This window comes from Pseudomonas fungipugnans (assembly GCF_029955235.1).
Taxonomy (GTDB): Bacteria; Pseudomonadota; Gammaproteobacteria; order Pseudomonadales; family Pseudomonadaceae; genus Aquipseudomonas; species Aquipseudomonas fungipugnans.
The window spans coordinates 791692-804511 of record NZ_JARBWL010000001.1 but is presented as its reverse complement, the minus strand read 5'-3'; the positions used below and the strand labels follow the sequence as shown (position 1 = coordinate 804511).

14 protein-coding genes are annotated in these 12820 nt (G+C 60.9%); 3 read left to right on the top strand and 11 right to left on the bottom strand.

All coding sequences use genetic code 11. The annotated features are described in order from the left end of the window. Position 1: 1 nt before the first annotated feature. The 3 genes from tssE to POF45_RS03275 all read left to right on the top strand — a co-directional run bounded on the left by tssE (position 2) and on the right by POF45_RS03275 (position 3118). Positions 2–442, top strand: a complete 441-nt coding sequence (gene tssE, locus POF45_RS03285) for a type VI secretion system baseplate subunit TssE (RefSeq protein ID WP_282315043.1) — start codon at positions 2–4, stop codon at positions 440–442. A 23-nt stretch (positions 443–465) separates the two neighbouring features. Further along, on the top strand, positions 466–1590 hold the full coding sequence (locus POF45_RS03280; RefSeq protein ID WP_282315042.1) for an OmpA family protein: 1125 nt from the start codon (positions 466–468) through the stop codon (positions 1588–1590). A gap of 394 nt (positions 1591–1984) precedes the next feature. Next, positions 1985–3118 carry an alpha/beta hydrolase family protein gene (locus POF45_RS03275; RefSeq protein ID WP_282315041.1) on the top strand — a complete coding sequence of 378 codons (1134 nt, stop codon included), beginning with the start codon at positions 1985–1987 and terminating at the stop codon, positions 3116–3118. Between the two features lie 503 nt (positions 3119–3621). Here the strand turns inward: POF45_RS03275 and POF45_RS03270 are convergent. The 11 genes from POF45_RS03270 to POF45_RS03220 form a co-directional block, all read right to left on the bottom strand. After that, complete coding sequence (locus tag POF45_RS03270; RefSeq protein ID WP_282315040.1) at positions 3622–4353, bottom strand: lytic transglycosylase domain-containing protein; 732 nt, start codon at positions 4351–4353, stop codon at positions 3622–3624. Further along, positions 4350–5402: an EscU/YscU/HrcU family type III secretion system export apparatus switch protein gene (locus POF45_RS03265; RefSeq protein ID WP_282315039.1), complete on the bottom strand. Its 1053-nt coding sequence runs from the start codon at positions 5400–5402 to the stop codon at positions 4350–4352. Before POF45_RS03265 ends, POF45_RS03270 begins: the two co-directional genes overlap by 4 nt. After that, complete coding sequence (gene sctT / locus POF45_RS03260) at positions 5399–6187, bottom strand: type III secretion system export apparatus subunit SctT (protein WP_259502735.1); 789 nt, start codon at positions 6185–6187, stop codon at positions 5399–5401. The genes POF45_RS03265 and sctT overlap by 4 nt, the downstream gene beginning before the upstream one ends. A gap of 2 nt (positions 6188–6189) precedes the next feature. Continuing rightward, the gene (locus POF45_RS03255) at positions 6190–6459 is read right to left on the bottom strand and encodes an EscS/YscS/HrcS family type III secretion system export apparatus protein (protein ID WP_259502736.1); all 270 of its coding nucleotides are present in this window, start codon (positions 6457–6459) and stop codon (positions 6190–6192) included. Between the two features lie 10 nt (positions 6460–6469). Beyond that, complete coding sequence (gene sctR, locus POF45_RS03250; RefSeq protein ID WP_259502737.1) at positions 6470–7120, bottom strand: type III secretion system export apparatus subunit SctR; 651 nt, start codon at positions 7118–7120, stop codon at positions 6470–6472. An 86-nt stretch (positions 7121–7206) separates the two neighbouring features. Then, entirely contained in the window at positions 7207–8166 is a 960-nt protein-coding gene (sctQ, locus tag POF45_RS03245; RefSeq protein WP_282315038.1) for a type III secretion system cytoplasmic ring protein SctQ, read from the bottom strand. After that, the gene (locus tag POF45_RS03240; RefSeq protein ID WP_282315037.1) at positions 8163–8627 is read right to left on the bottom strand and encodes a hypothetical protein; all 465 of its coding nucleotides are present in this window, start codon (positions 8625–8627) and stop codon (positions 8163–8165) included. Before POF45_RS03240 ends, sctQ begins: the two co-directional genes overlap by 4 nt. Positions 8628–8630: 3 nt before the next feature. Next, positions 8631–9014: a hypothetical protein gene (locus tag POF45_RS03235; protein ID WP_259502740.1), complete on the bottom strand. Its 384-nt coding sequence runs from the start codon at positions 9012–9014 to the stop codon at positions 8631–8633. Beyond that, positions 8993–10333 carry an EscN/YscN/HrcN family type III secretion system ATPase gene (locus POF45_RS03230; protein ID WP_259502741.1) on the bottom strand — a complete coding sequence of 447 codons (1341 nt, stop codon included), beginning with the start codon at positions 10331–10333 and terminating at the stop codon, positions 8993–8995. Before POF45_RS03230 ends, POF45_RS03235 begins: the two co-directional genes overlap by 22 nt. A gap of 1 nt (position 10334) precedes the next feature. After that, entirely contained in the window at positions 10335–12389 is a 2055-nt protein-coding gene (locus tag POF45_RS03225; protein WP_282315036.1) for an EscV/YscV/HrcV family type III secretion system export apparatus protein, read from the bottom strand. Then, a complete protein-coding gene (locus POF45_RS03220; RefSeq protein WP_259502743.1) occupies positions 12386–12754 on the bottom strand; it encodes a hypothetical protein in 369 nt (122 codons plus the stop codon). The genes POF45_RS03225 and POF45_RS03220 overlap by 4 nt, the downstream gene beginning before the upstream one ends. Between the last annotated feature and the right edge of the window lie 66 nt (positions 12755–12820).

Genomic DNA, 12820 nt, shown 5'->3' with positions numbered 1-12820 from the left:
CATGACCGAGTACAACCCTTCGCTGTATGAAATGCTGCTGCAAAATTTCGAGGGTGAATTGGACCTGTATCGCGTCAACGAGGAAGACCAGCACATCCTGTCCGTACTGGACAATCTGCAGCGCATCCTTAACAGCCGCGCGGGAGCGCTCAGCCATCTGCCGGATTACGGGCTGCCGGACATGAGTCTGATCCTGCAAGGGCTGCCCGCCACGGCCCATGGATTGATCAACACCATGACCGACACCTTGCTCAAGTACGAACCGCGTCTGGCGGCGGTCGCCATCGAACTGCTGTCCCAGGTAATGCCGGGGCATCTGGAGTATGCCCTGGACATGCAATTGAAGGATGGCCAGCGGGTGAGCTTCGGTACCACTCTGGCGCCTGAGGGCAAAGTGCTGGTACGTCACTTGAAGCGACAGCACTGCCTGTCAAAGCCTTGAACCGATAACGGAAGGGAAGCTGGATGACAGCGTTGTTTGAAATGCGTATTCGAGTCGGCGGTGATCCGCGCGGGTTCGGCGAGTTTGCGGCTTTGCGCGATGAGTTGGCCAAACTCAGCCATCCCGCTTGCCCTGATGTGGATTGGGCAAAGGTGGAGCGGTTGTGCCTGGCACTGTTCCAGCAAAACGGGGCGGAACTGCAAACGGCATGTTTTTACACCCTGGCACGGGGTCAGCGTCACGGACTGGAGGGCATTACCCAAGGTGTGGTGCTGCTTGAGGCTCTGGGCAGGGAGTGGTCGCGGCTGTGGCCGCCGATGGCTTCGGTGCGCCTGGATCTGCTGGGGTGGTTGTTCGATCAACTGCAACTGCTGCTGCGCAGTGTAGTGACGACGGCAAACAGCGTCCCTGAACTGGTTCAACTGGACACTGAGTTGGCACGTTTGCAGGTGTGTTTACTTCCTCAACTGTCGAGTCCACTGCTGACGCTGCAGGTTCTGCGCCACAGGGTCGATAATCTGATTCAGAATCTGGAACAGAGCTATTCCGCGGGCGAAAGGGGGCTGGTGCCCATCAGGGTGGGGGCGCCGACCTTGGTGACCCCCGTCGTGATTCTGCCGCCTCCTGAAGTGGAGCCGCGCAGGCTTCGTAGGGTCCAGTTGCTGTTGGCCGGGGCGTTTCTCCTTGCCTTGGTCGTGGGGGGCGGTTGGCGGACTTGGCTGGTGGCTCCAGACAATGAGGCGCTTATGCCCGAACCGGTACGGTTGGACAGCTTGTCGCTGTTCGATGCCGGTAGTGCAACGTTGAAACCAGGCTCGACCAAGGTGCTGATCAATGCCCTGGTCGGCATCAAAGCCCAGCCGGGATGGTTGATCGTGATCGCCGGACATACCGATGCAACCGGGGTTGCCGAACAGAACCTGGCCCTGTCCCACGCTCGCGCTTCAGCCGTGCGGGACTGGATGCAGCGCATGGGCGACATTGCCGACAGTTGCTTCGCGGTACAGGGCTTCGCGGCCAATCAGCCGATCGCCAGCAATGAGACCGAGGCTGGGCGCTCAGCCAACCGGCGGGTCGATATACATTTGGTGCCGCAGGCGGGGGCCTGTGAGCAGGGTGCGATGGTGGGGGAAGATCGCCAATCATGATGAATGGGCAATGCTGAACATCGTGATCGACGAGCTTGATGCAAAAACTTGTCCCATGCTGAACGGTGTACATTTCGTAATGGCTGATTGCCGCCATTTCTAAAGGCAACCTATCGTCCGACGCAACGTTGCCGCGAAGGCGGTCTTATATTCGACATCAATGTTGAATGTGCTGGCCCTTTCGCTAGCGGGCTCGCTCCGACAGGTTTTGCGTCTTAACTGATCGGTATGAGGCTTCGGCCTCTTTTTTCGTTTCACCGGCAAGAGGCTGGCGCGATGTGCGGCGTGAGCCTGACCTCATCCTTTACCCATTCTTTACCTGCCATTGCGCCTCGTTCGCCAGCGGGTCGGTTAGGCTGCTAGCCATCTTGATCTGGACGGTTTTGTGAATCGAATGAACTTTCAACCTCGGTACTGGCTAGCGGTGGGCGCCTTGGCGGGTGGCCTGGGATTGATCTCTGGTTGTGCGGGTGATCCGCCAGACCCGCGTATAGAATTCACCGAGCGGGTCAACAAAGAGCTGACCACCGCCTATCAACCGTCCCATGACGAAACGGCTGGCTGGGGCGCCGTTTGGCAAATCGATCAGCAATCGGTGGATGTTGCGTGGTTGGCGCCGACTAACCACGAGCGCTTGCCGCTGATTATTTACTTGCCAGGATTGGGCGAGCCGGCCTCGGGCGGCGCAGAGTGGCGCAAGGCGTGGGCGCAAGCCGGTTATGCGGTGCTGTCTGTTCAGGGACACGCCTATGATCAGTCCATTTTTGCGTCGCAGCAGGCGCAGTATGGCGACTTCCGTGGGATGGCGAGCAGTCATTACACCGCCGCCGCCCTGCGCGACAGGCTGTCCACATTGCAGAAAGTCCTGGCCGAGGTTCGGGCACGAGCCGCCAAAGGCGACGCGCAACTGGCGGCCATCGACTGGAACCAGGTGGTGGTGGCCGGCTTTGATCTTGGGGCACAGACCGCAGAGGCACTGGCCGGGGCGCTGGAGCCCGGCGCTACGTCGGGCGTCGCGATTCAGCCCAAAGCCGTATTGCTGCTCAGTCCTTACGTGGAAGCCGATGCCGGGCAAGACGTGTTCGCCCGGATATCGGCGCCCGTGCTGTCGATGACCGGTCAGAATGATGAAGATCCGTTCAACTGGGTCAGTTCTTATCGCCAGCGAGAAGTGTTGGGCCAGTCGGTGACGGCGGCGGGCAGTGTTCAGTTGGAGCTGAACAAGGCGACACACAAGACCTTGTCCGGCACCGAGTTGTTCAACCGTCCGGCGAAAAAGGCCGACAAGGGCAGCGCTCCGTCTGGCGATGCTCCCAAAGGTAAAGGGCACAAGCGCGGCGCCAAATCCGGCGGCGATTTCCATGGCCCGGTGGCGGGTGAGCCGGCGCCGGATCCCAAGCAAGTTGCTGCGATTCAGGCCGTTGGCGTGGCGTTTCTGGATAGCCGCATCAAACACAATCCTGCGGCCACTGAATGGTTGCAAAAAGGCGCGCCAGGTTGGCTGGAGGGGGCGGGGCGATTGAAGTAGCCAAACTGCTGTTGCCGAGCAGTGGGCGGCCCCCATGTCCGGTTTTATCAGATCACTAGAAAAACGCCACTCAATCGAGTGGCGTTTTTGTTTGTCCGTGATTTGTGTTGTTGCCTCGGGGAAAGGTGCTTCGGTTTCTTTACCCGGGCCTGTGACGTGTCATTTTCAGATAGTGCGGGCGAACAACCCAGCGGGCAGGGCATTGCGCTTGGCTGGCGGGTAAATACCCTCTTCCCATTGCTTGCGCAACGGAGCGGTAATGGATACAAACTGCTCCGCAGGTCCATTCAAGTCCGACGATCTGGGCGGGAGTGTTTCCCGAAAGGTGCAGGAGGGGACTGTCGTGTCGGGTAGCCAATGCCGTAACCAACTTCCCGCCACAACTCGTGAGTGCGACTGGCAGCGTGCAAGTTGGGTAGCGAATGACTCGAAGTCAGCATGGGGGTATTTCCTTTTGCTTGGATGGTTGTTTTCAGCGATCGGCAGCCATGTCATGGCTGCGTTTATCCATCGTTGTGTCCCGGCGAAGTCAACAGCAGCGTGCCCACTGCTTGAAGAAAAAATGCGGCACTGTGCTGGGCAGTCGATGGCTTTTGCGTTGCACGAGCCACGGATTGGCCCGCCCGATCAGCGCCAGAAAACGTCATGGGGGCTTCCCGGTAACGGGCCATGACGCGAGCGACATACGTTTGGGTTTCGGGGTACGGCGGTATTTGTCGACCGTACTTTTTTACCGCACCTTCACCGGCGTTGTAGGCGGCGATGGACAGTTCCAGGTTGTGGTCGAAGTGATCCAGCAGCCATTGCAGATAAGCCGCGCCGGCACGCAGGTTGTCGGGTGCGTTGCTCAGGTCGGTGTAGCCAAAGCGCGCGCCGGTGAGGGGCATGACCTGCATCAAGCCGACTGCACCTTTATTCGAAATGGCGCCTTGTTGATACCGCGACTCCACGTGGATGATGGCGTGCAGCAAGCGTGGGTCGAGGTTGTGCTCCCTGGCCACGCTGTCGATCAGTGGACCATAAGGCGTCATGGTTCGCGGCGGTGCCAATGAGGCCGGTGGAGGCGAGGGGAGCGGCGTCAGAGTGGACGGCGCCGCAGAAGGCTCTGATTCAACGTCGCCTCGGGTCCAGGTCAGGGGCGCGTAAATCCCGGCGTCTTGTGCCAGGGCCACAGCGCCCGGACCCAAGGCCAGAAACAGGCCCATGCTCGCCATGAACGTTTGCCGCCGGATCATGGCGCTTCCTGCTCGTAGTCCAGCTTCATGGCGATCCGCAGGATATGCGCCACCGGCTCGAACAGCTCGGCGGGAATGTAGCGGCCCACCTCACACTGGGCCGCCAGGGCGCGGGCGGTGGTGATGTTCTCGACCACCGGGATCCCGGCCTTTTCGGCAAGGGCGACGATGTTCAACGCCACATGGTCATGACCGATCTCGATCACCCGTGGCAAGGGTGTTTCCCCCGGTTTGAAGTACAGGCAGACCGCGATATGCGTGGGGTTGCGCACCACCGCGGTGGATTTGGCGACATTTGCCGCCAGGCTGCCGCTTTGCACTTCGCGGTGCACTTCCTTGCGTTTTTGTTTCATGTGCGGATCGCCTTCGGCGTTCTTGTATTCCTGCTTGATATCCTCCAGCGACATCATCAATTGCTGGTTGGTGTTGTAGCGCTGAAAGGCGAAATCGGCGATGCCGACCATCACGTAGAAACCGATCAGCACCGCCCACATCCAGTACAGCAACTGCGTGCTGACCTCCAGGCCGCAGGCCACGCTGCACAGGGGCAGGAACTGGATGGAGGGGGCGTACTGGCGGATCAGATAGAAAAATATCAGCGACAACACCCCGACCTTGGCAATGGATTTGCCGAATTCGAACAGGCTGTGCATGGAAAACATCTGCTTGGCGTTGGCCAGTGGGTTGAGTTTTTCCAGAGAAGGCTTGATCGCTTCGGGCGCGAGCAAGGGGCCGGTCTGGGCGACGATGGCGACCAGCGTCGTGATGATCAGCATCGCGGCGATGCCGCCGGCCACCCGCACAACGATTGCCCCGAACAGCTCGCCCAACTGTTTGAGCGCCGAGGCCAGGTCCAGGTTGATGGCATTGATCGTGGTGTCGAGCAGGGCGGTGAAACTGTCGAGCAGGTAGCCGCCTTCGAACATGAAATAGCTGAGCATTACCGCCAGTTGCACGCCGCTGGTGACCTCTGTGCTTTTCGCGACCTGGCCTTTGGCGCGTGCTTCGCGAATTTTTTTTGCCGTGGGTTGCTCGGTTTTTTCGCTCATCGCAGGTGGTCCATTAACGTGAGTACGTGCTGCACCCAGCGGGTGCTCTGTTCCAGAGGGGCCTTGAACGCAAAGCCGAGGCTCATGACCAGCATCAGCAGGGCGAAGGCGCTTTTGATCGGCATCGACAGAAAAAATACGTTCAGTTGCTGGGCCGAGCGGTTGACCAACCCAAGGGCCATGTCGACCAGCAGAATCGCGACAATCGCCGGCATCGAGAAACGCAGGCATAACTCATAAGCCAGTTGCCATTGCCGGGACAGGAACGCCAGAAAGCCGGGGCCGAAATGAAACACCTCACCGGGCGGCAGAACGCTGTAGGAGTGATAGATCCCCGCGATCAACTGGTTGAGGCCGCCCGTCACCAGAAACAACACCCCGAATATCTGGGTAAAGAGAATGCCGAACAGCGACGATTGCTGGCCCAGCAGGGGGTTGAGTACGCTGGCCATGGAGGCGCCGCGCAAGGTGTCGATCAGGAACCCGGCCATGTCCATGGCCCAGAACGGAATGGCCGCGCAAAACCCCATCATCAGGCCGATGCTCAGTTCACCGCAGATCAGCATCAGGTAGCGTCCAGCCGTGGCGTTCTGGCGCAGGGCCTCCAGAGTGGGCCAGGTGTCATGCAGCGGGATCAGCGGCAAGGCAATCATCAGCACCAGGGCGTTGCGCACCAGCGTGCCACCCAGCACGGCATGGTTGAACAGCGGCACCATCAACATCACGCCCAGGGGGCGCAGCATGCAGAAGCCGACAATGGGTAGCCACTGGGTCAGGGCTTCCACGTTCAGGCCCTCATCTGGTTGATCAACTCGAACGATCGGTTGGCATAGGCGAGCAGGATGTCGCCCATCCAGTTGAAGGTCATCGCCAGCGTGATAGCGACAGCCACCAGCTTGATCAGGAACTGAATCGTCTGGTCTTGCACCTGGGTCAGGGCCTGCACCAGGCTGACCAGCACCCCGACCACGGAAGCGACCACCACCACCGGTAATGACAACAACAGCACCAGCCACATCATCTGCGTGGCCAGTTGGGTGATCAGGGCTTCACTCATTTGCCATTCCTCAGTTAAACGACAGCATCAGTTGGCCCAGCAGCTTTTCCCAGCCGTTCATCAGTACGAACACCAGCAGCTTGAGGGGCATCGAGATGGTCATCGGCGAGACCATCATCATGCCCATGGCGAGCAGGACATTGGAGACGATCAGGTCGATGGCGATAAAGGGCAGGTACAGCAGCAGGCCGATCTTGAACGCTTCGATTAGCTGGCTGACGGTGAAGGCGGGCATCAGTACCAGCAAGGAGTTGTCGGGGAGTCGGTCGTGGTATTTCTGCGGCCAGATGTCACGGCCGATGCTGGAGAAAAAGTGCGCCTGATCCGGTGCGGTATTGCGTTCGAGAAACACCCGGTACGGGGCGAGTATCCCGTTATCGATCTGCCTGATGAAGTCATCGGATTCGCTCTGGATGGGGTTGGCCGCCAGGTTGTCCTGAATTTCCAGGCCGATGGGCGCCATGATGAACATCGTCAGGATCAACGCCAGGCCGTACAGCGCAATGTTCGGTGGAATCTGCTGGATGCCCAGGGCGTTGCGCAGCAGCGAGAACACCACCGCCAGTTTCAGGAACGACGTTCCCAGGATCAGCAACAACGGCAGTATCGAGACGGCGGACAGCAGAAGGATCAGGTGCAGTGGCTGGTCCAGCAAGTTCATCGATTCGCTCCGGGGGCTGTTTTTCCATTATCGGGCGCGGCCTGCACAGCGCCCATCCGGCGCACACCTGAGATTTTTCTGCGAGGTCAGCAAAGACGATCGATGCGCACGGCCAGCCGTCCATCGATCTCCAGCAGCAGGCCATGGGCAAGGGGTTTGCCGGCGACCTTGAGCGTGACGCAGTCGTCGATGCGGGCCGGCCCCTGCAGTACATCGCCCACCTGCAAATGGGCCAGTTGATGCAGGGGTACGTCGAGCGAGCCCAACTGAGCGACAACCGTTACCAGCAAGTCGCTGCCCAGTGGCGAGTCGGCGGCAGCGGGCCCCGGGGCGATGTCCAGCCAGTCGTTGAAGTCGTCCATGATGGTCTCCAGGGTAAAAGTCGAAACGTCGGGGGCCGAAAGGGTGGCCAGCGGGCGCGACAGGAATAAACCCACTTGACCCTCGGTCGCCCGGTAGGCGTGCTGTAACAGCAAAGCGTCACCGGGCTGCAAGCGTTCAAGGGTGCTGCGATCGACAGGGCTCCAGCCCGCGATCAGGGCCACGGGGAGTGTTCGACGGTCGCTGGCGTGTTGGGTGTCCATCGGCTGAAACAGTTGGCTGAGGCTGTCGAGCCATTGCAGGGGGGCTTCCAGGACCCAGGCTTGCAACTGCCGGTCCTCCTGCGCAAAGCACAGGCACCAGTGGGGCGCGGCCTCGACCTTGGCAGCCTCCAGGGTGGTCGCCGTGGGCCAGGCCACTGCGCTGTCCGCCAGCCCGGCGCCCGCCGAAGCGAGGGTCCAGCTCGCCAGAACGTCGTGCAGTTCAGGCGGCACTGCCGACCAGTGCGGGACGTCGAGCATCGGACGGACCCAGCGGCACCAGTGCGCTGCGGCAATCCAGAAACGAACCGGTTGATTCAGGACCTCGGCGTGCACGATCAGTCCGTCGCCACCGCCCATGCCGTAGGTGAATGTCATGACACCGTCGAGCAGTTCCAGCTGTCGTCCAGGACCGATTTTGCGCAGCAATTGACCCTCGGCCTGATTCAGTTTCGGCAATTTCACCAGGGCGCTCCATTGAGGTGTTGCAGCGTCATTGCCACCGGACGATTGAAGATCGCAGCCAGTTCGCTTTCGAGTGCTTCGCGAGTACCGACAATGCGTTCAAATGCGTTGCGGTCGGGGACTTTGATGTTGAGGCACAGCAGGCTGGTCTGGGCGCTGGCCTGTATTTCCAGTCCGGCCAGCGGGCCGTTGGTCAGCCGCAGATCGAGGGCGCCGCAATAGCGCCGACCCAGGCCGCGCAACCGGGTGATATCAGGCGTGAAGGCTTGGGTCAGGGCCGAACGCCTGTGTTGCTGCCAGGCAGCGTCGAGAATGGGCGGTGTGGCAAAGGCGTTCCGGGGTAGCGCGGGCTTGAGCAATGCGTCGAAGTCCCGCTGCTGTTCGTGGCCTGCGTGGCTGTCGCACGCTGTGTGCGATGCATAGTGTCTCGCCGGGTTGGACAGTGCTTTGAGGCAAGGCATGGGTCACTCCAGAAGCCAGTTGAATTTTTCTTGTTCCACCAGCAGTTTGCGCAGCTGAATCTGGCCCTCGGCCTGTTCACGGCGTACCCGGTCCTGTTCGTTGTGCAGCGCATCCAGCCGTTCAGTCATGGCATGGTCTTGCTGGTGGTACTGGGCGAGCTCGATCTTCAGGTGCCGTAGAGCGCCGTGATCGACGACTCGTGAAACCCGGCCGCAGTCACGCCACTGGCTCCAGAGCTGACGGCGCTGTTCCAGCAAGCGGGCGATGCTGCCTTGCAGTTCGGTGTCCTGTCGGGCCAGAGCGCTCAGCGCGGCCCGCAGGCTTCGTTCGCGACGTTGCTTGAGTGACAACAGGCGCCGCAGGATCAGGCTGTCAGTGTCTGGCATAGGTGCTGGACCGTTTCCTGGAAGCTGTTCTTTTGCGTAGTGGATTGGCACAGCAGCCCCTGAATCGCGTCACGGCGGGCGATGGCTTCATCGGCCTCGCTGTCCTGGCCGGCCTGGTATTCACCGACCCGGACCAGTAACTCGATGTCCTTGTAGGCCGCCATCAGGCGCCGCACCTTGCCGGCCATTTGCCGATGCTCGGCGTCGACGATCTGGCTCATCACCCGACTGACGCTGGCCCCGATATCGATGGCGGGATAGTGGTTGGCTTCGGCGAGCTTGCGTGACAGTACGATATGGCCGTCGAGAATCGAGCGCACCTCATCGGCCACCGGTTCATTCATGTTGTCGCCCTCGACCAGCACCGTGTAGATCCCGGTGATGCTGCCGATGGCAGCAGGCCCTGCGCGTTCGAGCAGGCGCGGCAGGCGTGCGAAGAAACTGGGCGGGTAGCCGCCCGCGCTGCACTGTTCTCCGGCAGCCAGGCCAATCTCCCGTGCGGCGCGGGCAAAGCGGGTCAATGAGTCCATCATCAGCAGGACGGTCTTGCCCTGATCGCGAAAGTACTCGGCAATGGTGGTCGCCGTGTAAGCCGCTTTCAGTCGTTCAAGCGCAGGGCGATCGGAGGTCGACACCACCACAATGGTTCGCTCGCGAGCGGCCGGTGATAGCGTATGTTCAAGAAACTCGCGCACTTCGCGCCCCCGTTCGCCAATCAGGGCGAGCACGATCACGTCAGCCAGGCTGCCGTCGCAGACCATCCCCAGTAACGTACTTTTCCCGCCGCCGGCTGCCGCAAAAATGCCGATCCGTTGACCGACCCCGCAGGTCAGCAGCGCATCGATTGCCCGAACCCCCAGAGGCAAGGGCGTGTCGATGATCGGACGGGTAAGGGCTTCGGGGGCATCGCGTTCGACACCGCGCCACAGGCAATTGGCCGGGGCCTCCTGGCCATCGAGCGGACGGCCGAGGCCGTCGACGACGCTGCCGAGCAGGAACTCCCCCAAGGCGATTTCATGGGGTTTTCCCAGTGCGTGGACGTGGCTGCCGGTGGTTACGCCGAGGGGTTCACTGAAGGGGGACAACACGGCGTAATCGCCCTCCACGGCGACGACCTCGGCTTCGATGTCGGACGGTTCCAGCCGACACCGTTCGCCAAGTCCGACGCCCGGCAGGGAAGCGCGCAGCAGGGTCGGGCCTACTTCCGTAATCCGACCGTTGAAGTGCTCGCCGACCTCGGCAGTCGCCGTCGCCGCTTGCTGGAAGGAGGGCCTTTGATCGAGTAAATCTTGCAGGGTGCTGAGTTCCGGCGCGCGCATATCAAGCCTGCTCGATCAGATCGATGTTGCCAATGACGCGCAACTCGATTTCATCACCCAGTTCCTGGAACGACAGGACGTGCAGGCCCGAGTATTCACGTTCGACAATCTTGCGCACGAAACGGCGGACATCGATGGCGGTGATCAGCACGGCGCGACGTGGATCGCCGTCCCCGATGCGCTCGCGGATGCCGTCGATAATGGCCTGGTTCTGGGTGGCTTCCAGCGTCGAGTAAGACCCGGCGGCTGTCTGCCGGATCGATTCGCGGACCAGCCCTTCGATGCGGTCACCGATCATCCAGCCACTGATCCATGCCTGGTTGCCACGGTAGCGCGTGGCGATGTGGCGCCGCAGGGCCACCCGTACGTATTCGGTCAGCATGATCGGGTCTTTTTCCCGGGGCGACCACTCAGTCAAGGCTTCGAGAATGCTGCGCAGATCGCGGATGGAAACGCCTTCGCCTACCAGCCGTTGCAACACATCGGCAATGCGCCCGATGGGCATTTGCCGTTGTACTTCCTTGACCAGTTCGGCATGGCTGTTTTCCATGGAGTCCATGAGAAAACGGGTTTCCTGCACGCCGATGAATTCGGCGGCGTAGCGGTCCATGACCAAAGACAGGCAGTGGGTGATACGAGCCTGGTCCTGATGTAGCACGACGCCGAGGGCGTTCAGTGTTTCGTGGTGTTCGGGGTCGATCCATTGCAGGGTGAGGCCGCCGAAGGGCAATTTGTCGCTGTGCCGTGTTTGTGCCTGAGGCATCGAATGCGCATCGGCCAGCAACAGCCCCTCGGGCACTGTCAGTGTCAGCACCGGCTCCTGGTACAGCAGAACCCGCAAACTCCCGGCTTCGAGTGAAGCGTCGATCTGCAGGTGAATGTCGGGTAGCGGGATGCCCAGCTGTTCGAATTTTTTCTGGCGAAGCTGGCGGAACGCCTCGTCGAGCGACCTTGACTGCCCCAGGTCGCTGGCCATGAGCACCATCAGCGGAATCGCCCCCGGTGTCATTGTCGGTGGGTTATCGTCCCCGTTCATGCCTGACGGCGCATCGGCTGAGGAACCGTTCGAACTCGAGCCAGCACGGGGTTGGCGTTTCTTGATCCACCAGGCACCGCCATAGACCGCTGCGGCCAGGCCAACAAAGTAGATGACCGGGAAGCCGGGAATCAGGGCGAACACCAGCAGCACGCCAGCGGCCAGGCTCAACGCCTGGGGCTGTCGGGTGATTTGCTCGCTCAGGTCGCTGGCCAGGTTCTTGCGCTGTTCCCCCGGTACGCGGGTCACGATAATACCGGCGGTGATGGAAATCAGCAGTGCCGGAATCTGGCTGATCAGGCCATCACCAATGGACAGGATGGCGTAGGTGGACATGGCCGTGCTCGCGCTCATGCCATGGATGAACACGCCGACGGCGGTGCCACCCAGAATGTTGACCAGGATAATGATGATGCCCGCAATCGCGTCGCCCTTGACGAACTTCATCGCCCCATCCATCGCGCCGTACAGCTGACTTTCCTTCTGCACCAGGCCACGCTGGCGGCGGGCCTCATTGGCGTCGATGATCCCGGCGCGCATGTCGCCATCGATACTCATCTGCTTGCCCGGCATGGCATCGAGGGAAAACCGCGCACCGACTTCGGCGACCCGCTCGGAGCCTTTGGTGATCACGATAAACTGGACGATGGTGATGATCATGAAGACAATCAGGCCGACACCGAGGTTACCGCCGACGGCGAAGTTGCCAAAGGTGTAGACGATTTCACCGGCGTCCGCTTGCAGCAGGATCAGCCGGGTGGTGCTGATGGTCAGCGCCAGACGGAACAGGGTGGTGATCAGCAGGACTGCCGGAAACGTCGAGAACTCCAGCGGTTCGCGGATGTACAGCGCCATCATCAACAGCACGATCGAGATGGTCAGGTTGATGGCAATCAGCAGGTCCACAAGGGCGGTGGGCAACGGCACGATCATCATGAAAACAGCCAGCAGCAGAAGCACCGCCAGTACGATGTCCTGGCGACCTGCGGCCAGCGAAAGCCAGTGACTCAGGCGTTTCATTGGCGGTCCCCGGCGTGGCGTTCGAGCAGCCGCCGCATGGTGTGCAGGCATTCGATCCATTGATTGACGCTGCTGCCAGGTACTAGCGCGCCACTGAGCATTTGCTGTTCGCCCACGACATAAGCGCGCAACGCAACACCTTGGGTGGAGGCTGGGTGGCAGCGCCCCAACAGGGCCTTGAACGTGCTCAGACGCCGACAGGCTTCAACCTGGCGAGCCAGCGAAAGCAACACTCGTCCCTGGGTGTACTCGATGTACAACCTGAAAGGGGGCAGGGAGAACTCCATCCGTGCTTCGACACGGCAAGGGCAAAGGTCCGACAAACGCAGGAACTCTTCAAGACTGCGTTGTGTTTGTAGGTCCATCCGCATCCTTAGCTGGTCAACAATGGGGGGCCGGGGGGCGTCCGATAGACTCATGGGCCGGGCCGG